Source organism: Actinacidiphila acidipaludis (assembly GCF_019890725.1).
Taxonomy (GTDB): domain Bacteria; phylum Actinomycetota; class Actinomycetes; order Streptomycetales; family Streptomycetaceae; genus Actinacidiphila; species Actinacidiphila acidipaludis.
Map to the genome: position 1 here is coordinate 14,094 of NZ_JAINZZ010000016.1, position 20,593 is coordinate 34,686.

At 72.7% G+C, this 20,593-nt stretch carries 16 protein-coding genes; 8 read left to right on the forward strand and 8 right to left on the reverse strand.

The window, feature by feature from the left end:
* Position 1: 1 nt before the first annotated feature.
* Entirely contained in the window at positions 2 to 1,042 is a 1,041-nt protein-coding gene (gene ku, locus K7862_RS15295; RefSeq protein ID WP_222963134.1) for a non-homologous end joining protein Ku, read from the reverse strand.
* A gap of 39 nt (positions 1,043 to 1,081) precedes the next feature.
* Here ku and ligD point away from each other — a divergent pair, with 39 nt between their 5' ends.
* A complete protein-coding gene (ligD, locus tag K7862_RS15300) occupies positions 1,082 to 1,969 on the forward strand; it encodes a non-homologous end-joining DNA ligase (protein ID WP_222963135.1) in 888 nt (295 codons plus the stop codon).
* Positions 1,970 to 1,978: 9 nt separating this feature from the next.
* Here the strand turns inward: ligD and K7862_RS15305 are convergent, their stop codons facing one another.
* From K7862_RS15305 to K7862_RS15335, 7 genes are all read right to left on the reverse strand, one after another.
* Positions 1,979 to 2,470 (reverse strand): DUF1269 domain-containing protein, encoded by a 492-nt coding sequence (locus tag K7862_RS15305; protein WP_222963136.1) that lies wholly within the window; start codon positions 2,468 to 2,470, stop codon positions 1,979 to 1,981.
* A 64-nt stretch (positions 2,471 to 2,534) separates the two neighbouring features.
* Positions 2,535 to 3,185: a DinB family protein gene (locus tag K7862_RS15310; RefSeq protein ID WP_222963228.1), complete on the reverse strand. Its 651-nt coding sequence runs from the start codon at positions 3,183 to 3,185 to the stop codon at positions 2,535 to 2,537.
* 121 nt (positions 3,186 to 3,306) lie between these two features.
* The gene (locus tag K7862_RS15315; RefSeq protein WP_222963137.1) at positions 3,307 to 3,735 is read right to left on the reverse strand and encodes a DUF779 domain-containing protein; all 429 of its coding nucleotides are present in this window, start codon (positions 3,733 to 3,735) and stop codon (positions 3,307 to 3,309) included.
* On the reverse strand, positions 3,735 to 5,252 hold the full coding sequence (gene adh / locus K7862_RS15320; protein ID WP_222963138.1) for an aldehyde dehydrogenase: 1,518 nt from the start codon (positions 5,250 to 5,252) through the stop codon (positions 3,735 to 3,737). Before adh ends, K7862_RS15315 begins: the two co-directional genes overlap by 1 nt.
* A 134-nt stretch (positions 5,253 to 5,386) precedes the next feature.
* A complete protein-coding gene (locus K7862_RS15325) occupies positions 5,387 to 6,622 on the reverse strand; it encodes a helix-turn-helix domain-containing protein (RefSeq protein ID WP_222963139.1) in 1,236 nt (411 codons plus the stop codon).
* Between the two features lie 184 nt (positions 6,623 to 6,806).
* A complete protein-coding gene (locus K7862_RS15330) occupies positions 6,807 to 7,424 on the reverse strand; it encodes a TOPRIM nucleotidyl transferase/hydrolase domain-containing protein (protein ID WP_222963140.1) in 618 nt (205 codons plus the stop codon).
* Between the two features lie 40 nt (positions 7,425 to 7,464).
* The gene (locus K7862_RS15335) at positions 7,465 to 8,616 is read right to left on the reverse strand and encodes an ROK family transcriptional regulator (protein WP_222963141.1); all 1,152 of its coding nucleotides are present in this window, start codon (positions 8,614 to 8,616) and stop codon (positions 7,465 to 7,467) included.
* 396 nt (positions 8,617 to 9,012) lie between these two features.
* Here K7862_RS15335 and K7862_RS15340 point away from each other — a divergent pair, with 396 nt between their 5' ends.
* The 7 genes from K7862_RS15340 to K7862_RS15370 all read left to right on the forward strand — a co-directional run bounded on the left by K7862_RS15340 (position 9,013) and on the right by K7862_RS15370 (position 20,486).
* The gene (locus tag K7862_RS15340) at positions 9,013 to 11,130 is read left to right on the forward strand and encodes a fibronectin type III domain-containing protein (protein WP_222963142.1); all 2,118 of its coding nucleotides are present in this window, start codon (positions 9,013 to 9,015) and stop codon (positions 11,128 to 11,130) included.
* 129 nt (positions 11,131 to 11,259) lie between these two features.
* Complete coding sequence (locus K7862_RS38235) at positions 11,260 to 12,285, forward strand: carbohydrate ABC transporter permease (protein ID WP_222963143.1); 1,026 nt, start codon at positions 11,260 to 11,262, stop codon at positions 12,283 to 12,285.
* 11 nt (positions 12,286 to 12,296) lie between these two features.
* Positions 12,297 to 13,238: a carbohydrate ABC transporter permease gene (locus tag K7862_RS15350; protein ID WP_222963144.1), complete on the forward strand. Its 942-nt coding sequence runs from the start codon at positions 12,297 to 12,299 to the stop codon at positions 13,236 to 13,238.
* An 80-nt stretch (positions 13,239 to 13,318) separates the two neighbouring features.
* Complete coding sequence (locus K7862_RS15355) at positions 13,319 to 15,841, forward strand: glycosyl hydrolase family 95 catalytic domain-containing protein (protein ID WP_222963145.1); 2,523 nt, start codon at positions 13,319 to 13,321, stop codon at positions 15,839 to 15,841.
* A complete protein-coding gene (locus K7862_RS15360) occupies positions 15,835 to 16,815 on the forward strand; it encodes an acetylxylan esterase (protein ID WP_222963146.1) in 981 nt (326 codons plus the stop codon). Before K7862_RS15355 ends, K7862_RS15360 begins: the two co-directional genes overlap by 7 nt.
* Positions 16,816 to 16,864: 49 nt before the next feature.
* On the forward strand, positions 16,865 to 18,211 hold the full coding sequence (locus tag K7862_RS15365) for an ABC transporter substrate-binding protein (protein ID WP_222963147.1): 1,347 nt from the start codon (positions 16,865 to 16,867) through the stop codon (positions 18,209 to 18,211).
* Between the two features lie 85 nt (positions 18,212 to 18,296).
* Positions 18,297 to 20,486, forward strand: coding sequence for an alpha-galactosidase (locus K7862_RS15370; RefSeq protein WP_222963148.1), 2,190 nt, complete (start codon positions 18,297 to 18,299; stop codon positions 20,484 to 20,486).
* The last annotated feature ends 107 nt before the right edge of the window (positions 20,487 to 20,593 follow it).

A 20,593-nucleotide genomic window follows, 5' to 3' on the forward strand; every position in this document is an offset into this window, starting at 1 on the left:
GTCAGCCGGTCCTGCGACGCGCCGTCTTCTTGGCGGGCTGCTTCGCGGCGGTCTTCTTGGCGGTCGCGGAACGCCCGGAGGTCTTCGCCGCGCCCTTCGCCGCGCCCTTCGCCGCGGTCTTCGCGGCGCCCTTCTTCGCGGCCGCCTTCCCCGCCGGTGCCTTCTTCCGCGACTTCGCGGTCAGCTCGGTGACGGTGGCCTCCCCGCCGGCGGTCTCCCCACCGGCGGCGTCGCCGCCTGCCGCCTCCTCGCCGCCCCGGCCGCCGCCCCCGCCGCCCGTGGCCTGCTCCACCGACGCCTGGAGCGCGGCCATCAGGTCGACGACCTTGCCGCCGCGGTCCTCGCCGCCGGGAGCGGGCAGTTCCGCTCCCTCCAGCTTCGCCGTCACCAGCGCCTGGACCGCCTCCGCGTACTCGTCGTGGTAGCTGTCCAGGTCCGCCTCGCCGAGGGCGTCGATGAGGGTGTCCGCGAGCCTCAGCTCGTTGTCGCTGATGCTCACCCGGCCCTTGGGGGCCGCGTCGGCGGGGGAGTTGAGCTCGTCCGGCCAGCGCAGCGTCTGCAGCACCAGGACGTCGTCGCGCGGCCGGATCAGCGCCAGGTGCTCGGAGTTGCGCATGGCGAACTTGCCCACGGCCGCCTTGCCGGAGCGCACCAGCGCCTCGCGCATCAGCACGTACGGCTTGTCCGCCGCGGGGGAGCCCGGCGCCAGGAAGTAGGGGGTGTCGAGCTGGACCGCGTCGATCGCCGCCAGGTCCAGGAACCCGCTGATCTCGATGGTCTTGGCGGTGGGCAGCGGCAGCGCCTTGAGGTCGGCGTCGGTGACCTCCACCAGCTCGTCGTCCGGGGTCTCGAAGGCACGGCCGATGTCCTCGGACTGCAGCACCTCGTCGTCCAGCTCGCAGGTCTTCTGGTAGCGGACGCGTCCCTGGTCGGCGTCGTGGACCTGCCGGAAGCTGATCTTGTGGCTGGAGACCGCGGATCCGAGCTTCACGGGGATGGAGACCAGGCCGAAGGCCAGGTTCCCCGACCAGACGCTGCGCATAGGAGTGTCCTTTGTGTCAGCTTATGGGACCTTTATCCTATGCCGATCACCGAGGTCGAGGGCCACCGGTTCAAGATCACCCACCTCGATCGCGTGCTGTGGCCGCTGACGGGCACGACCAAGGCGGAGATGCTCCACTACTACGCGACCGTGGGTGCCGTGCTGCTGCCACACACCCGCGGACGCCAGGTCAGCTTCGTCCGCACCCCCGACGGGGTGGAGGGCCAGCGGTTCTTCCAGAAGCGCCCACCGGCCGGTACGCCCGAGTGGGTGACGGTGGTCGAGACCGTCCGCAACAGCGGCGAGACCATGGAACAGGTGCAGGTCAACGACCTGGCCACGCTGATCTGGGCGGGCAACCTCTCGTGCGTGGAGATCCACACCCACCAGTGGCTCGCGGACGCGCCCGGCACCGCCGACCGGCTGGTGCTGGACCTCGACCCGGGCCCGGGCCGCACCGTCGTGGACTGCTGCGAGGTCGCGCTGCTGCTGCGCGACCGGCTCGCCGAGGACGGCATCACGAGCTGGGCCAAGACCAGCGGCTCCAAGGGCCTGCACCTGCTCGCCGGGGTGCGCGGGGCGAGCCCGCGGGCCGCGAGCGACTACGCCCGGGCCGTCGCCCGGGAACTGGAGAGCCGTCATCCCACGACCGTCATCTCCCGGATGACCCGGGCGGACCGTACCGGCCGGGTCTTCATCGACTGGTCGCAGAACGCCGCGCGCAAGACCACCGCCGCGCCCTACACCGTCCGGGCGCGGGAGACGCCGACCGTCTCCGCGCCCGTGTCGTGGCGCGAGGTGGCGGCGGTCCGGCGCCCCGAGCAGCTCACCTTCACCATCGACGACGTGCCCGGCCGGGTCGCCGCGGACGGCGACCTGATGGCCGGGCTGCTCGATCCCGGCAACGCGGGGACCCTGCCGGGGTGATCACACCGGTCAGCTCTGCGCGCCGGCGAGGTGCTCGGCCAGCTCCTTCTCGTCCTCGTCGTTGAGCGAGGTCTTCAGCAGCGTGCCGCCGTAGGGCTGCATCGCGTCGGCGAACTTGTCCTCGGTGATCTTCGAGGCCATGATCACCACAGCCGACGAGCCCGGCTTCAGTAGTTCCTGCACCTGGTTGCGGAACTGGTCGTCGATCCCGGACTTGCCCAGCTTGCCGAGCAGCCCGCCCATCGCCGCGCCCGCGAGCAGGCCGAGCCCCGGCACCAGGAAGAGCAGGCCGAAGACCGTGCCCCACAGGGCGCCGGACGCCGCCGACACGCCGACGATCTTGCTGGGGGTGTCCACGTGCTGCTTGCCGTCGGCGTCGACGGACACGATGGCCAGCCCGTTGAGGTTGACCACGTAGTCCTTCTGCAGGTCCTGGACCGTGGCGTAGGCGTCCTCGGCGACCTTGGGGTCGTTGTAGCCGATGACGATGAGTTCGGACATGGAGGCTGCCTCCTCGTGAGGTGCGCTCAGGGGTGAACGACACCAGCACCATATGTCCGAATTGTCAGCGGGGCTCTCCGTGCCAGCGCCAGGTGGTCTGCCGCGGACGGCCCGGCAGTTCACCGCGCCCGGTCGCCCACAGCAGCGTCGGCCACGGCTCCGCACCCTCCAGCGCGTCCGGGAACAGCCGGGCCAGGGCGCGGGCGCACGGACCGGCCGGCGGCTCCCAGGCCAGACCCAGGCCGAGCGCCAGGTCGGAGGCGTGGACCAGCGTCTCCACCACACCCATCGCGCCGAACCCCTCGGGGTCCGAGACGCCGAACCCGTGGTGGGCCCGCACCTCGGGGGAGGAGGTGCGCACCATGGCGACGAGCAGCGCGCCGCACGCGTCCAGCACCTGGAGCAGTCCGGCCGGGCCGGCGTCCCGTTCCGCGAACACGACGTTCGCCGGGCCGCCGTCGGTCGCGCGCCGCCAGACGAACGGCACCTCCCGGGTCTGCGGCGGTCGGCGCGGGCCGATCTGCGCGGCGTAGGCGAACAGGTCGTCGGCCAGGTGCTCGGCCGTCTCCCAGCACGTCCACTCCAGCGGACCGGCCGTGCGGTCCCAGGCGTCGTCCGGCGCCGCGCGCAGCATGGTGAGGCAGGACTGGACGGCGAGGTCGACGTCGTCGGCGGTGACGGGTCCTGGCACGGTCCCGGGTTCGCCGCCGGGCAAGGTCCCGGGCACGGTTCCGGGCACACTGCCGGGTCCGTCGTCGGGGCTGGGCACGGTGGCGGCGGGCGTGTCGGCGGATCGGTCCGATGATCGTGTCACGCCCCGCACGCTACCGTGCCGGTCATCCCTCCTCCGCCAGGTTTTCGCCGGTCGGCGGGGGCGGTTCGGCGTCCAGCAGCGCCAGTTCGGCGTCCGTGAACAGCCGGGAGCGCAGCAGGAACCGCACCCCCTCGGGCGCCTCCAGCGAGAAGCCGCTGCCACGGCCCGGCACGACGTCGACGGTCAGGTACGTGTGGCGCCAGTAGGTGTACTGGTTGGCGCTCATCCAGAACGGGACGTCCCCGGCGACCCGGCCGAGCAGCACGTCCGCGCCGCCGACGCGGAACTCGCCGCGCGGGTAGCACATCGGTGAGCTGCCGTCGCAGCAGCCGCCCGACTGATGGAACATCAGCGGGCCGTGCCGGTCGGCGAGCCGGCCCAGCAGGGTCTCCGCGGCCGGGGAGAGACCGACGCGGGGCAGTGGTCCTGGCGTGCCGCCGGGGGTGGTCATCAGAAGAACCCGAGCTTCTTGGGGGAGTAGCTGACCAGCAGGTTCTTGGTCTGCTGGTAGTGCTCCAGCATCATCTTGTGGTTCTCGCGGCCGATGCCGGAGTTCTTGTAGCCGCCGAACGCAGCGTGCGCGGGGTACGCGTGGTAGCAGTTGGTCCACACCCGGCCCGCTTTGATCTCCCGTCCCAGGCGGTAGGCGGCGCTGCCGTCGCGGGTCCACACGCCCGCGCCCAGGCCGTACAGCGTGTCGTTGGCGATCTTCAGGGCCTCGTCGACGGAGTCGAAGGTGGTGACCGAGACGACCGGGCCGAAGATCTCCTCCTGGAAGACCCGCATGTCGTTGGTGCCGCGGAAGATCGTGGGCTCGATGTAGTAGCCGTCCTCCAGGCCGGGCACCGTGCGGGCGCCGCCCCCGGTGAGGACCTCGGCCCCTTCCTGCTTGCCGATGTCGATGTACGACAGGATCTTCTCGTACTGGTCGTTGCTGGCCTGGGCGCCCAGCATGGTGGCCGGGTCCAGCGGGTTGCCGCCGGTGATCGCCCGGGTCCGCTCGACGCAGCGCTCCATGAAGGCGTCGTAGATGCCCGAGTGGATCAGCGCGCGCGAGGGACAGGTGCAGACCTCGCCCTGGTTGAGGGCGAACATCACGAAGCCCTCGACCGCCTTGTCCAGGAAGTCGTCGTCCGCGGCCATCACGTCGGGCAGGAAGATGTTGGGGCTCTTGCCGCCGAGTTCCAGCGTCACCGGGATGATGTTCTGGCTGGCGTACTGCATGATCAGCCGTCCGGTCGTCGTCTCCCCGGTGAAGGCCACCTTCGCCACCCGGGAGCTGGACGCGAGCGGCTTTCCCGCCTCGACGCCGAAACCGTTGACGACGTTGACCACGCCCGGCGGCAGCAGGTCCGCGATCAGCTCCATGACCATCAGGATGCTCGCCGGGGTCTGCTCGGCCGGTTTGATGACCACGCAGTTCCCCGCGGCCAGCGCGGGCGCCAGCTTCCAGGTGGCCATCAGGATCGGGAAGTTCCACGGGATGATCTGCCCGACGACGCCCAGCGGCTCGTGGAAGTGGTACGCCACGGTGTCCGGGTCGATCTCCGCGATGCTGCCCTCCTGCGCGCGGATCGCCCCGGCGAAGTACCGGAAGTGGTCGACGGCCAGCGGCAGATCGGCGGCCAGCGTCTCGCGGACCGGTTTGCCGTTCTCCCACGTCTCGGCCACCGCGAGCTTCTCGAGGTTCTCCTCGATGCGGTCGGCGATGCGGTTGAGCACCAGCGCGCGCTCGGTGGGGGAGGTGCGGCCCCAGGCGCCGGCCGCGGCGTGCGCGGCGTCCAGCGCCAGTTCGACGTCGGGCGCGGTCGACCGGGCGACCTCGCAGAACGTGCGGCCGGTCACCGGCGACGGGTTCTCGAAGTAGCGGCCCTCGGCGGGCGCGACCCATTCGCCCCCGATGAAGTTGTCGTAGCGGGCGGCGTAGTTGACGATGCTGCCTTCGGTGCCTGGCTGCGCGTAGACCATGGCGGAGCTCCTGGGAAGACGCGGGAAGCGGATCGGATCGGGGGAGCGGGACGGCGGGACGCGGCTCACTCTGGCCGCCGAAGGTTGGCGAAAGGTTGGCGCGGCCGGAACCCCGGCGCGGCCGGGCGCCCGGATCAGCCGCGCAGGGCCGCCCGCAGGCGGCTCGCGGCGATGCCGCGGCGGGCGTCGCGCGGCCCCATCAGCCGCAGCGCGTGCTCGTGCACCTCCGCGTCGAACGGCGCGCGTTCGCCGTAGCGCAGGGCGTGTTCGGGCCTGGTCGCGGCCAGCACCGCCTCGCGGACCACCACCTCCAGGTGGGCGCGCCAGGCGACCACGCCCGGCGCCTCCGACAGCGGCAGCAGCGGACCGCGGTACTCCTCGACCGCGGCCGCCGTGTCACCGCGCTCCAGGGCCCGCAGCACCCGGACCGCGTCGCACTCCACCGGCACCGTCAGCGCGTACCGGCGGGTGGTGACCGCGCCGTCCAGGGCCCGCCGCAGGTGGGAGAGTTCGGCCTTGAACGTGGACGCCGACACGGGCCGGTCGCCGTACAGCAGGTCCCGCAGCCGCTCGGGGCTGAACCCCCCGGGCTCCAGCGCCAGCAGGGTCAGGATCTCCACCTGGCGCGGCGGCAGGTGCAGCGGCTGACCGCCGCTGCCGACCAGGGACGACCCCAGGCAGGACAGCGTCACCCCGTCCGGCGCGGCGTCCTGCCGCCGCTCGGGCAGGGTGTCCCGCAGTCCCGCCTCGATCGCCGAGGTCAGCCCGCGTACGGTCGGCAGCGCCAGCGGGTGCGAGCGGTCCCAGGTGGTGGACAGGTCCAGCACGCCGAGCACCCGGCCGTCGGGGCCGTGGATCGGGGCGCAGTAGCAGACCCAGCCGTGCAGCGCCGCGACCAGGTGCTCGGCGGAGAACACGGTGCTGGGCCGGCCGGTGCGCAGGGCCAGCGACAGCGCGTTCGTGCCCATGGCGCCCTCGTCCCAGCGGCCGCCGGGCGCGAAGTTGACCCGTTCCGCGCGGCGGCGCATCACCTGGCCGCCGCAGGTCCACAGGATGGTGCCGGTCTCGTCGGTCACGGCGGCCACGAAGCCGGCGTCCTCGGCGATGTCGCGCAGCTCGGCGGCCATCCTCGTCACCGGGCCGCGCAGCGGGGAGCCCTCCCAGCGGGCGTCGGCGGCGCCGGGCGGCGCACTGCGCACCCGCGGGTCGACGGTGGCCACCGACCGGGCCCAGGACTCGCTGACCTCCGAGCGGACAGCCTGGCCGGCGGGAGCGGTGCGGTCGGCGGCCGCCAGCAACTGCGGCACCCGGCGTGCCCACTCGTGCTCCAGCGCCGTCCTGCGCTCCCGGAGCGCACCCTTCTCTGCCATGGTCATCCCGACTTCGTCGTCGTTCGACGCACGCCTCGTGCGGCCGCGACCCGGGCGGGCGGGCCCGGGTGCTCACTGATGTCCCATTGAAGGCGCACCACGCCGGAACGTCGACCCCTGCGGACGACCTCGCTGGACCGGGACGCCCTCGCCCGCCGCCGCCCGCCCCCCCCGCTTCTCGGGGTCAGACGCTCGCCAGCAGCCCCTCGAGCGGAGCCGGGGTCCGCCCGGGGGCCAGGGCCTCCACCAGCAGCCGTCCGTAACGGATCTTGCGGCCCTTCTTCGTGCCGAGGAACCGCCGCAACTGCTGCTGCCGGAGCCGCCCGTGCTGGGCGGGCTGCTGGACGAAGGTCTCCCACGCGCGGATGTCGCCCTCGGCGCGGATGATCTCCTCGACCCGGTCGGGGCCCAGCGCGCGGATGAGCTCGTCCTCCAGGTCGGACACGCAGACGAAGACGCCGGGCCCGGCCACCCGCGCGCCGGCCAGGCCGCGGTCGTAGAAGCGCTGCTCGCGCTCGTCGCACAGTCCCGCCAGCCGCAGCCCCAGGCCGGCGGGCCCGAGGATCCCGGCGTAGCGCCCGACGCTCATGGCGCCGCCCATCGCGAGGACGCACACGCCCTCGGCGGCCAGGTCCCGGTCCCGTCCGGCGGTCAGCGCCTCGACGGCCGCCAGGTCGCTCGGCCCCTCCAGCAGCACGGCTGTGCGCACCCCGAGCTCACCGGCCAGTTCACTCGCCGTCCCGCCGGAGCCGCCGGCCGCCCAGGCGGTGATCTCGTCCCGGAACGCGCGCATGTCCGCCATGGGGCGAGTCTGCACCGTCCCCGGGAACGGAGCACGGGAATTACGCGGGGGCGAACAGCCGCTGGGCGGCGACGGCCGCGCCGCCGCGGGCCCAGGCCTCGAACGGCAGCGGCCGCACCACGATGTCGCAGTCCGCGGCGGCGCCGAACGCCTGGGCGGCGAAGGTCTGCCGGATCTGGTCGGCGAACAGGTCGTAGGAGGCCACCCCCTCCCCGGAGATGACGATCCGCTCCGGGCCGATCAGGTTCGCCACCGAGGCCAGGGCGAGGCCCAGCGCGTGGCCGGCCCGGGAGAACACCGCCCGCACCTCGGGGTGGCCGCCGTGCGCGAGGCGGACCGCCTCCTCGGTCGTGAGCCCGGGGTCGCCGGCCGCCTGCCGGGCCTGCTCGGTGATCGCGGGTGTCGAGGCGACCGCCTCGACACAGCCGGTGTTGCCGCAGGTGCACACCCGGTCGCTGCCGCCGACCGGCAGATGCCCGACCTCGCCGGCCACGCCGTGCGCGCCGGACACCACCCGGCCGCCGATGGACAGCCCCGCGCCGATGCCGGCGCCGACGGTGACCAGGGCGAACGACGACAGACCCACCCCCGCCCCGAACCACTGCTCGGCGACGGTCAGCGCCCGCACGTCGTTCTCGATGACCGTCGGGGTGCCGGTCGCGGCCTCCACGAGCTGGGCGAGCGGGACCCGCCGCCAGTTGAGGAACGGCGTGTACTGCACGGTGCCGGTCGCGCCGTCGACGTCGCCTGAGATGGTCACCCCGATGCTGTGGACGGGACCGTGCTCGGTGCGGCCCGCCTCCGCGCACAGTTCGGCCACCAGCCGGGCGATGGCCTGTACGACGGTGCCGACGTCCCGGGTGCCGAGGGCGGCCCTGCGGGTCGCCAGCGGCTGCGCGGTGAGGTCGGCGAGGCAGCCGATGAGCTCGTCACCGGTGACCTTGACGCCCGCGAAGCACGCCCGCTCCGGCCGCACCGCCACCAGCGTGGCGGGGCGGCCGTTGAGGCGCTCGCCGGCCGGCCGGCCGAGCTCGGTGATCCAGCCGTCGGCCAGCAGGGGAGTGGCCACCTTGGTGACCGCGCCCGCCGACAGGCCGGTCCGCCGTCCCACCTCGGCGCGGGTCAACGGGCCCTGGGAGAGCAGGGTCTGGAAGACCAGGGCGGCGGCGGGTGGCTGGTCGGCGAGCGTCATGCGGGCACCCTACATTTCCAAGAGAAAGTAAGGAAGGCGTAGAGGGCGTCGCCATCACGTGTGAGGATCCCATGTATCTGCGGCGATTGACGCGACATGGGGGATTCATACCGAGTTTCAGTGCATCAGACATCGGATTTTTCCCGCTGACTATGTTGACGCTGGAAGGAAACCCTGGCTACATTCGCCGCACTCCGCGTCGGGCGGAAGGACCGGCTCCCCCTGTGGGACCCGGCCGGACCCTCCCGCCGGCCGCGGTGACCTCCCCTCGGTGGTGCTCCGGGACGACCACCACCGAGGGAGCCCTCTTCATTCCTCAGGCGGCTGACCGTGCGCGGACGCCGCCGGGCCCGACAGGTCCGGCCGCACTGCTCCGCGCCGAGATGGAGAACACCCATGGCTCGTCCGGCACGACCCGCAGGATCCGTACGACGCAGAAACCCGCTGTCCGGTGGGCGTGGCGCCCGCGCGGTGCCCGTCCTCGCCGTGACGGCGCTCGCGGCCGCGCTCGCCGTGCCCGCCGCGGCGGCGTCGGCCGCTCCGGCGGCGAAGACGCCCACGGCGTCCGCGCCTTCGCAGGCGGCCCCCGCCCTGGCCGACAAGCCGTACATGGGCTGGAGCAGTTGGAGTCTGGAGTCGACCAACTTCCCCGGCTACGGCGGCGAGAACTGGCTCACCGAGGACCACGTGCTCCAGCAGGCGGACGTGGTCGCGTCGAAGCTGAAGTCCCACGGCTACGACTACGTCAACGTCGACGCCGGCTGGAACGTCGACAACGGCCACAACGTGTCCGACGCCTACGCCCGGCCGACCGCGGACCTCAAGAAGTTCCCGCACGGCATGAAGTACCTGGGCGACCAACTGCACGCCAAGGGGCTGAAGTTCGGCGTCTACCTGGCCGTCGGCCTCTACCAGGACTACTACAACGACGGCAGGACGCCGATCTGGAACGCCCCGGGCTGCACCACCAAGGACATCGTCTACCCCGACCTGCGCAAGACCAGCGGCTGGGACGACGTCTCCTACCAGCTGGACTTCGCCAGCCCGTGCACCACCAAGTACATCCAGTCCGAGGCGGACGAACTCGCCTCCTGGGGTGTGGACTTCCTCAAGATCGACGGTGTCGGCCCGGGCTCCAACCAGGGTGACGCGGCGCACGACAACACCCAGGACATCAAGACCTGGCACACCGCGCTGCAGAACACCGGCCGCCCGATCCAGTTCGTGCTGTCCTGGTCGCTCAGCCACAACAAGGCCGACGTCTGGAAGGCCAACTCCAACGGCTGGCGCGTCGACACCGACGTCGAGTGCTACTGCAGCACGCTGGCGACCTGGAACAACTCGGTCAAGGAGCGCTGGAACGACGTCGTTCCGTGGATCGACGACGCCGGCCCCGGCCACTGGAACAACCTCGACTCGCTGGACGTCGGCGTCGGCCCGATGGACGGCCTGACCGACGCCGAGCGCCAGAGCTACGCCACGTTCTGGGCGATCGAGGCCGCGCCGCTGTACGCCGGTGACGACCTGACCAAGCTGGACAAGTACGGCCTGTCGCTGCTCACCAACGACGAGGTCATCGCCGTCGACCAGGCCGGCAACCCGGCGCGCCCGGTCAGCCAGGCCACCGACCAGCAGGTCTGGTACGCCCGCAACACCGACGGCAGTTACACCGTCGCGCTGTTCAACATGGGCGCGGGCTACAACGACGTCACCGCGGACTTCTCCGACCTGGGCATCACCGGCAAGGCGTCGGTGCGCGACCTGTGGACCCACAAGAGCCTCGGCTCGGTCAGCGGCAGCTTCGGCGCCAGCCTCGCGCCGCACGGCTCCCAGCTCCTGCGGATCACCCCCAACAAGACGAGCGGCCCGGGCGTTCCGCTGAACGTGCACGCCACCGGCGACACCGCGGGCAGCGTCTCGCTGTCCTGGTTGCCGGTGAACTCCGGTACGGCCACCACCGGTTACGACGTCTACGCCAACGGCACCCGCGTCGCGGGCACCACCGGCAGCGCGGTGACCGTGACCGGGCTCTCCCCGGCCACCGGCTACTCCCTCACCGTCGTCGCCCACGACGCCAAGGGCCGGACGTCCGCGCCCAGCAAGGCCGTTGCGGTGACCACCCCGGCCGCCGGCGGTCCCACCGCCTACGAGGCCGAGGCCCCGGGCAACACCCTGGCCGGCAGTGCCAGCGTCAACGACTGCTCTGCCTGCTCGGGGGGCAAGAAGGTCGGCAACCTCGGCGGCAGCTCCTCGGTGACCGTCAACGGCGTCAGCGCGCCGAAGGACGGCACCTACCTGATGAAGCTGGACTACGTGGACGGCTCCTCCGGCCGCACCGTGGTCGTCACCGTCAACGGCACCGCGATCCAGGTGCCGCTGCCCGGCAGCAACGACAACGACTGGGGGACACCGCAGTCGCTGATCGTGCCGGTCCCGCTCAAGGCCGGGGCCAACAGCATCGCGTTCGGCAACCCGTCGGACTACGTGTCCGACATCGACCGGATCACCGTCTGACCCGCGGACCGGGCCGCACCTTGTCCGCGGCCCGGTCCGCGCTCGTGATCCCCGCCCGTGCCGACCCGGGCACCTCCCGGATCCCCCGCGAGCCCGGATCCCGTACCACCCAACGCAAAGGAGAGTGCCGTGGTGGTCACCTCGCAGGACAACCACACGACGCCGGTGACACCGTCGTCCGGCGCCGCCGGCGCGGTGGCCGCCACGGCCGCCCCTTCCCAGCGCTCCGCCGGCCGGCGCACCGCCCGCAGGAGCGGGCGCGCCCTGCCCACCCGGTCCCGGGCGGCCCGCCGCCTGGACCTGCCGTTCGCCCTGCTGCTCATCCTCCCCGCCGTCGCCGGCTTCGCGATCTTCTACGCGTACCCGACGTTCCGCGGCGTCTATCTGAGCTTCACCGACTTCCACGTGCTCACCCCGCCCACCTGGACGGGCCTGGCCAACTTCCGGGAACTGGTCCACGACGGGGTCTTCTGGCACTCGCTGTGGGTGACCGCCTACTTCGTGGTGCTGTCCGTCGCCTTCGGCACGCTGGTCTCCCTGGTGACGGCGGTGGTGCTGCACCGGACGACCCGCTCCACGGTGCTGCGCGGCGTGGTCCTGCTGCCGTTCCTGATCTCCAACGTCATCGCGGCGCTGGTCTGGCAGTGGATGCTCGACCCCCAACTCGGCATCATCGACATCGCGCTGAAGCACCTGACCGGCCACTCGATCATGTTCTTCGGCAGCGGGGGATGGGCGATCCCCTCGCTCGCGGCGATCAGCGTGTGGAAGTGGATGGGCTACTACGCCCTGCTGATCTTCGCCGGCCTGCAGACCATCCCGCCGACCATCTACGAGGCCGGGCGGGTCGACGGGGCGAGCGAGGTCCAGATGTTCCGCCGGCTGACCGTTCCGCTGCTGCGGCCGATCCTGGCGATGGTCGTCGTCCTGACGGTGATCAACGCCTTCCAGGTCTTCGACATCGTGCAGGTCACCACCGAGGGCGGCCCGGCCAACGCCTCGAACGTGCTGCAGATGTACATCTACCGCAAAGCCTTCCGGCAGTTCGACTTCGGCTACGCCGCGACCATGTCGCTCGCCCTGTTCACGCTGCTCATCGCGGTCACCTTCACCCAGCTGCGGCTCGCCCGCGCCAACGAGTCCGACCTGAACTGAAGGAGGCCCCCGTGGCTGTCACCCTCGCACCCGGCACCGCCACCGCGGGGCGTCCCCGCAACGCCGCGCGCGGCCCGCGGCGGCTGTCCGCCGGACGGATCGCGGCGTGGACGTACCTGGGCGTGGTCGTCCTGGTCACGCTCTTCCCGTTCTACTGGATCCTGCGCACCGCGCTGTCCAACAACTACAAGCTGGCCACCGACCCGTCCTCGCCGCTGCCGGTCGGCTTCACCTGGGGCGCCTTCGAACGCGCCCTGGGCATCGCGACCACCGCGCAGGCGCAGGCCCAGGGCGGCTCCGGCGCCTCCCTCGACATCCCGCTCTACCTGCGCAACTCGCTGATCTACGCCTCGGTGCAGACCGTCCTGATCGTGGTGTTCTCCGCCGCCGCCGCGTACGCCTTCTCCCGCCTGCACTGGCGCGGGCGCAACCTGGTGTTCGGCGTGCTGATCAGCGCCCTGATGGTGCCCGGCGTCTTCACGCTGCTGCCGAACTTCGTGTTCATCAAGGACGCCGGCCTGAACAACACGTTCGCCGGGCTGATCCTGCCGGGCGGTCTCTTCCAGGCCTTCACGCTGTTCTTCCTGCGGCAGTTCATGCTGAGCCTGAGCAGCGAGATCGAGGAGGCGGCGATCATCGACGGCGCCGGGCCGCTGCGGATCTTCGTGCGGGTCATCCTGCCGATGTCGGCCGCACCGCTGGCGACCGTCTCGCTGCTGATGTTCGTCAACGCCTGGAACGACTACATGTGGCCGCTGCTGGTCACCAACTCCTCCGGCACCGAACCGCTGACGCTCGCCCTCGGCGTGTTCAAGCAGTCCTCGCCGCAGGCCGCTCCCGACTGGGCCGGCCTGATGGCCGCCGCCCTCATCGCGGCGCTGCCGATGCTGCTGCTCTTCATCGCCTTCGGCAAGCGCGTCGTGAACTCCATCGGCTTCTCCGGCATCAAGTAGCCGGTCCTGCCGCTCCCCGGCCCGCCCGCGGCACGCCCACGCCGCGGGCCGGCCGCCCCTCGAACGACGGGAACCCGTACGTGCACACCACCCCTGACCCCGCCGACCTGCTGCTGTCGTGGCCGGCGCCGGCCGCCGACTGGCACGAGGCCGCGCCCGTCGGCAACGGCCGGCTGGGCGCCATGGTCTTCGGCGGCGCCCACCGCGGCCGCATCCAGATCAACGACTCCACCGTCTGGTCGGGAACACCGGACGGTCCCGCCGCCGCCCTGGCCGACGTCGTGGCGGGCGGGGCGGGACCCCGGCGGCTGGCCGAGGTGCGGGCGGCCCTGCGGGACGGCGACCGCCGCACCGCAGAGTCGCTGCTGATGACGTTCGAGGGCCCCTACAGCCAGGAGTACCTGCCCTACGCCGACCTGTGGCTGACCGTGGACGGCGGCGAACGCGCGGTTCACCACGGCCGGACCCTCAACCTGGACAGCGGTGTCGCCGCCGAGGAGTTCACCCTCGGCGGGACCGCGGTGAGCCGCCGCACCTGGGCCGACGCCGTCTCGGGCACGCTGTGCACCGACCTCACCGCGGTCGGCGGGACCGTGGGCCTTCGGCTGGAACTCACCACCCCGCTGCGGGAGGTGCAGCGCGCCGCCGACCAGCGCGGCATCACCCTCGGCGTCGAGATCCCGGTGGACGGCGCCCCCGCGCACGAGCCCGCCGTCGCCGAACCCCTGCGCTACGCCACGGGACCCGTCGGCGGCTACGACCCGTTCGGCGCGCTCGCCGTCCGGCTGGCCACCGATGGCGAGGTCACCGTGGCCATCACCGACGGCAGCCTGCGGATCACCGGCGCGACCCGGCTGCTGGTCACCGTCGCCTCCTCGACCCGCGCCCACGCCCACTGGAGCGGCCGGCCCGGCCCCGGCAGCCGTGAGGTGCACCTGGACGCCGCGGCCGGCGCCGCGGGCCGCGCCGCCGCGCTCGGTGCCGAAGCGCTGCTCGCACAGCACGAGGGCGACCTGCGGGGGCTGCTCGGCGGCAGCGCCCTGCGCGTCGGCCCCCGCCGGTCCGGAACGTACGACGTGTCCGCCGACATCCTCAGCGGCCGCGACGAACTGCTCACCGCCACCGTGCTCTTCCAGTTCGGCCGGTATCTGCTCGCCGCCGCCTCCCGCCCGCGCACCGGACCGCCCGCCAACCTCCAGGGCATCTGGAACGCCGACCTGCGGCCCGCCTGGTCCTCCAACTACACGGTCAACATCAACACCCAGATGAACTACTGGGGCGCCGAGGCGGCCGGCCTCCCGGCCTGCCACGAGCCGCTGTTCGACCTGCTGGACCGGGTGGCCGCCCACGGCACCGACGTGGCGCGGGAACTGTACGGGGCGCGCGGCTGGGTCGCGCACCACAACACCGACATGTGGGGCTGGGCGCTGCCGGTCGGCATGGGCCACGGCAACCCGTCCTGGGCGATCTGGATGATGGGCGGCGCCTGGCTGTCCCAGCACCTGTGGGACCACTACGACTTCACCCGCGACACCGCGTTCCTGCGCGAGCGGGCCTGGCCGCTGCTCCGCGGCTGCTCGGCCTTCCTGCTCGACTGGCTGGTCGACGAGGACCGCCCGGGCGGCGGCTCCGACGACGGCGGCGGCAGCAGCAGCGACGTCGGCGGCTCCGACGAGGGTTCGGACGGCCACGGGTACCTGCGGACCCTGCCGTCCACCTCCCCGGAGAACCTCTTCCTGTCCGAACAGGGCAGGCCCGAGTCACTGACCCACTCCTCGGCCATGGACCTCTGGCTGATCCGCGCGGCCTTCGAGCGCACCCTGCGCGCGGCCGCCCTGCTCGGACTCCAGGACCCGCTGACCGACGAGATCCAGGCCGCGCTGCCCCGGCTGCCGCTGCCGCGGATCTCCCCGGTCGGACTGCTCCAGGAGTGGGCCGACGACCTGCCGGAGCAGGACCCCGCGCACCGTCATCTCTCCCCGCTGGTCGGCCTCCACCCGCTCGGCCTGGTGGACCCGGACACCGCGCCCGAGTTCGCCCTGGCCGCCCGGCGGCTGCTGGACCGCCGCGGGCCGGGCGCCATGGGCTGGTCCTGGGCCTGGAAGATGAGTCAGCGCGCCTGGCTCCGCGACGCGGTGGGCGCCCGCGAACTGCTGCTGGAGGCCGCCCGCCCGCTGGACGGGGACGCCGGCACCGACGCCCCCGTCGACGGCTCCCGGTGGGGCGGACTGCTGCCCAACCTGTTCTCCACCCACCCGCCGTTCCAGATCGACGGCAGCTACGGCTTCATGGCCGCGATCACCGAGATGGTCCTGCAGAGCCACACCGGCACCGTCCATCTGCTGCCCGCGCTGCCCGCGCAGTGGTCCGAGGGAGACGCCCGCGACCTGCGCTGCCGCGGCGGACTCTCCGTGGACCTGGCCTGGGACGCCGGCGTCCTCACCGGCGTCACCCTGCGCCGGATCGCCGGCGACCCCGCCGAGCCGGTGCGCGTCCGCTGCGGCGACCGCACCGCCGAGGTCACCGTCGAGCCCGGCACCGCGTTCGTCCTCGACGGCCGGCTGCGTCCGGTCCGCGCGGGGCAGGAGGCCGGCGCATGCTGACCGAACGCGACCTGCCCGACCTGTGGGCGTACCGCAGCGCCTACCGGGAGCCGGCGGACTTCGACGCCTTCTGGAAGACCACCCTCGACGAGGCCCGCGCCCGGCCGGCCCGTCTCCGGCTCGAACCGGTGGAGACCGGCCTGGAGACCGTGGAGGTCCACGACGCCGTCTTCCCCGGCTTCGACGGGCACCCGGTACGCGCCTGGCTGCGGCTGCCCCGCGAGCGCAGCGGGCCGCTGCCGGCAGTGGTGCAGTTCCACGGCTACGGCAGCGGGCGCGGCGCCCCCGTCGACGACCTGCTGTGGGCGTCCGCCGGGTACGCGCACCTGCTCGTCGACACCCGCGGCCAGGGCGGCGCGTGGGCCGGCGGCGGCGCGACGGGCGACCCGGTCGGCAGCGGCCCGTCGCACCCCGGGTTCCTCACCCGCGGCATCGAGGACCGGGACACCTACGTCTACCGGCGGGTGTTCACCGACGCCGTGCGCGCGGTCGAGGCGGTCCGCGCCTGCCCGCTGGCCGACCCCGAGCGGATCGCGGTGACCGGCGCCAGCCAGGGCGGCGGCATCGCGCTCGCCGTCGCCGGGCTGGTCCCCGGCCTGCGGGCGCTGCACGTCCAGTCGCCGTTCCTGTGCGACATCCGGCACGCCACCCGGCTCACCGGCGAGGCGCCGTACGCCGAGCTCATCGGTTATCTCGCGGCCCGCCGCGACCTGGTGGAGCAGACCTTCGCGACCCTCGGCTACTTCGACGGGCTCGCCTTCGCCCGGCGCGCCACCGCCCCGGCCTGGTTCTCGGCCGGGCTGCGCGACGAGGTCTGCCCGCCGTCCACCGCGCTCGCGGCCTACCACGCCTACGCCGGGCCCCGGCAGATGCGGGTGTGGGAGTTCAACGGCCACGACGCCGGCGGCTCCGAGGACCTCGCGATCGCCCTGAGCGCCTTCGGGGCGCTCCTCAAGACGTCGTCCCACGCATGACCCGAGACGCAGGGCGCACCCCTGCAGGCACACCCCGAAAGAAGGAATCATGAGAGTTCGCAAGGTCGTCGCGCTGGGTGCCACGCTCACACTGGCCGCGGTGGTCTCCGCCTGCTCCTCCGGCTCCGGCGGCGGCTCCGGCTCCAAGACGGTCAACTGGTGGACGTGGGACGACAAGCAGGCCGCCGCCTACCAGGTGTGCGCGACCGACTTCGAGAAGGCCAACCCCGGTGTGACGGTGAAGATCTCGCAGTACAACGTCGCCGACTACTTCACCAAGCTCACCGCCGGCTTCGTGGCCGGCAACGCGCCCGACGCCTTCCAGAACAGCGTGCAGTTCTTCCAGGCCTACGCCTCGCAGCACCAGCTCCTGCCGCTCGACAGCTACATCGGCAAGGACAAGTTCGACCTGTCGCGCTTCTCGGTGGGCGTCGACGCCTGGAAGTTCACCGACGGCAAGCAGTACGCCCTGCCGCTCGACTGGGCCGCCACCGGCACCTACTACAACAGCGACATGCTGGCCAAGGCCGGTTACACCGCCAACGACGTCGACAACCTGACCTGGAACCCCGACGACGGCGGCACCTTCGGCAAGATGATCGCCCACCTCACCCTGGACGACAAGGGACGCCGGGGCGACCAGGCCGGGTTCGACAAGAACCACGTGAAGACCTACGGGTTCGGCGAGATCGCGGCCAAGGACTTCATCGGCCAGACCACCTGGAGCTCCTTCGTCTCCACCACCGGCTGGCGGCTCGGCGACAGGTCCAACTGGCCGACCGTCTTCAACTACGACGACCCGCGGTTCGTGAAGACCATGGACTGGGTGCGTTCGCTGGAGAACAAGGGCTACGCTCCGAAGATCGGGCAGTTCACCACCAGCGTCAGCGACGTGGACCTGCTGTCGTCGGGCAAGGTGGCGCTGGAGACCGGTGGTTCGTGGGAGGCTTCGACGTTCGCCAAGATCCCCAACCTCAAGGTGGGCATCGCCCCCACGGTCAAGGGTCCCGACGGCAACCGCTCGGTGCTGAGCAACTCCAACGGCAACAACATCTGGGCCGGCACCAAGAACCCGGACCTGGCCTGGAAGTGGGTCTCCTACATGGGCTCCGAGGCCTGCCAGTCCAAGGCCTCCACCACCGGCACCTTCTTCCCGTCCATCCCCGCCTCCATGGACGCCTCCGCGCAGGCCCTGAAGTCGCAGGGCATCGACCTGTCGGTCTTCACCGACATGCTGAAGGACAAGGTCCTCTACCCGTCACCGGTGTACGGCAACGGCGCCGCCATCCAGGACGCGATCGAGCCCCTGTTCGAGGCATACTTCGCCGGCCAGAAGAACGACAGCGTCTTCGCCGACATGCAGAACACGACCAAGTCGCTGCTCGCGAAGAGCTGAACCCCGCAAGCAACTGGTGTCGGGACGGCGGACGGGCCCCCGGGCGGGGCCCGTCCGCCGTCCCGACGAACGGAAAGGACTCTGTATGCCCAGCACTCCCGCGCGGATCGTCTCCCTGCGCGCGGCAGGCACCTGCCTCGTCGTGGAACTCAGCGAGCCGGTGCCCAGAGTCCTGCACTGGGGCGCCGACCTCGGCGAGCTGACCGCCGCCGACGGCGAGGCGCTCGTCCTGACCGCGGACGCCGCGATCCTCAACAACGCCCTGGACATCCCGCGCCGCTTCACCGTGTGGCCCACCGAGGCCGAGGGCTGGCACGGGACCCCCGGCCACCACGGCCACCTCGCCGGCACGGCGGGCGCGCCGCGCCCGGCCCTCACGGACGCCGAGTGCCGTGAGGACCCTGACGGCGGCGGCGAACTGGTGCTCCGGCTCGACGAACCCGCGGCCGGCCTCGACATCACCCTCACCTACACCCTCGACCCCTCCGGCGTGCTGGCCGTCGCCTCCTCGGTGACCCGCCGCGCGACGCCGGACGCCGCCCCCGAGCCCTACGACCTCTCCCAGGTCACCACGCTGCTGCCGCTGCCCCGCCGGGCCGGCGAGATCCTGGACTTCACCGGCAAGTGGAGCCGCGAGCGGTCGCCGCAGCGCCGCCGGCTCGGGCACGGCACGTACGCTCGCGAGGTCCGCCGCGGCAAGCCCGGCCTGGACAGCCCCTACCTGGTCACCGTCGGCGAGCCCGGCTTCGGCTTCCGCCACGGCGAGGTGTGGGCCGTGCACGTCGCGTGGAGCGGCGACCAGCGCTACCTGGTGGAGCAGCTGCCCGAGGGCGCCGGCGCCCACGCGGCGGTGCTGGGCGGCGGCGAGCTCCTGCGGGCCGGCGAGATCCGGCTCGCGCCCGGCGACACCTACGACGCGCCCGTGTGCCACTTCGCCTGGTCACGCGACGGCCTGGACGGGCTCGCCGCCCGCTTCCACACCCTGCTGCGCGGCCGCGCGACGCACCCCCGGACCCCGCGCCCGGTCATCCTCAACAGCTGGGAGGCCGTCTACTTCGACCACGACCTGGACCGGCTGCTGCGGCTGGCCGACCGGGCCGCCCAGGTCGGCGTGGAGCGCTTCGTCCTCGACGACGGCTGGTTCTCCGGCCGCCGCTCCGACCGGGCCGGGCTCGGCGACTGGAGCGTCGACCCCACGGTGTGGCCGGACGGGCTGACCCCGCTCGCCGACCACGTGCGGGCCCTCGGCATGGAGTTCGGCCTCTGGGTCGAGCCGGAGATGGTCAACCTCGACTCGGACCTGGCCCGCGAGCACCCCGACTGGGTGCTCGGCCCCGCCGCGGGCCCCGGCCCCTCGGCCCGCCACCAGCACGTACTGGACCTGGCGAACCCGGACGCCTGGACGTACCTGCTGCAGTGCCTCGACGGACTCGTCGGCACCTACGGCATCGCCTACCTGAAGTGGGACCACAACCGGGAGCTGGACGAGGCCGTGCACGGCCCCGGCGACCGGCCCGCCTCGCACGCCCAGGTGGTGGCGCTGTACCGGCTGATCGACGCCCTGAAGGAGCGTCACCCGGGTTTGGAGATCGAGAGCTGCGCCAGCGGCGGCGGCCGGATCGACCTCGGCATCCTGTCCAGGACCGACCGGGTCTGGGCCTCGGACTGCAACGACCCGCTGGAGCGCCAGTCCATCCAGCGCTGGACCGGGCAGCTGCTGCCGCCCGAGCTGGTCGGCGCCCACTTCGGGCCCGCGCCGAGCCACACCACCGCGCGGGTCAGCTCCGACACCTTCCGGCTGGCCACGGCCCTGTTCGGCCACGCGGGCATCGAGCAGGACATCACGGCGTGCGACGACGAGGAGCTGGCGCGGATCACCGCGTGGACCGCGCTCCACCGGGAGCTGCGTCCCCTGCTGCACGGCGGAGTGACGGTCCGGGCCGACCTGGAGGACGAGGCGACGCTGCTGCACGGCGTGGTGGCGCAGGACGGTTCCGCGGCGGTCTACTGCTGGGCGCGGCTGGCCACTTCGCGCGCCGCCCAGTCCGGCCGGGTGCGGCTGCCGGGGCTGGCCGCCGACGCGCGGTACGAGGTGCGGGTCCGCACCGACCTGGGCCTGCCCTCGCTGCACCAGACGGGCGGCCCGGCGTGGCTGACCCGGGCGCTGGAGGGCTGGGTGGCGCTGCCGGGCGCGGTGCTGGCCGAGGCCGGACTGCCGCTGCCCCAGCTCAACCCCGAGCAGGCGCTGCTGTTCGAGGTGCGCCGGGCGTCCTGATCGGCGGCGGATTCGGTCGGCCGGCCGGTCGGTCTTCCTCCTCGCCCCGAGCCTTCGGCCGGGAGGTGCCCCACCTCCGCGGACGGCCTCCTTCCTCGGCCGGCCAC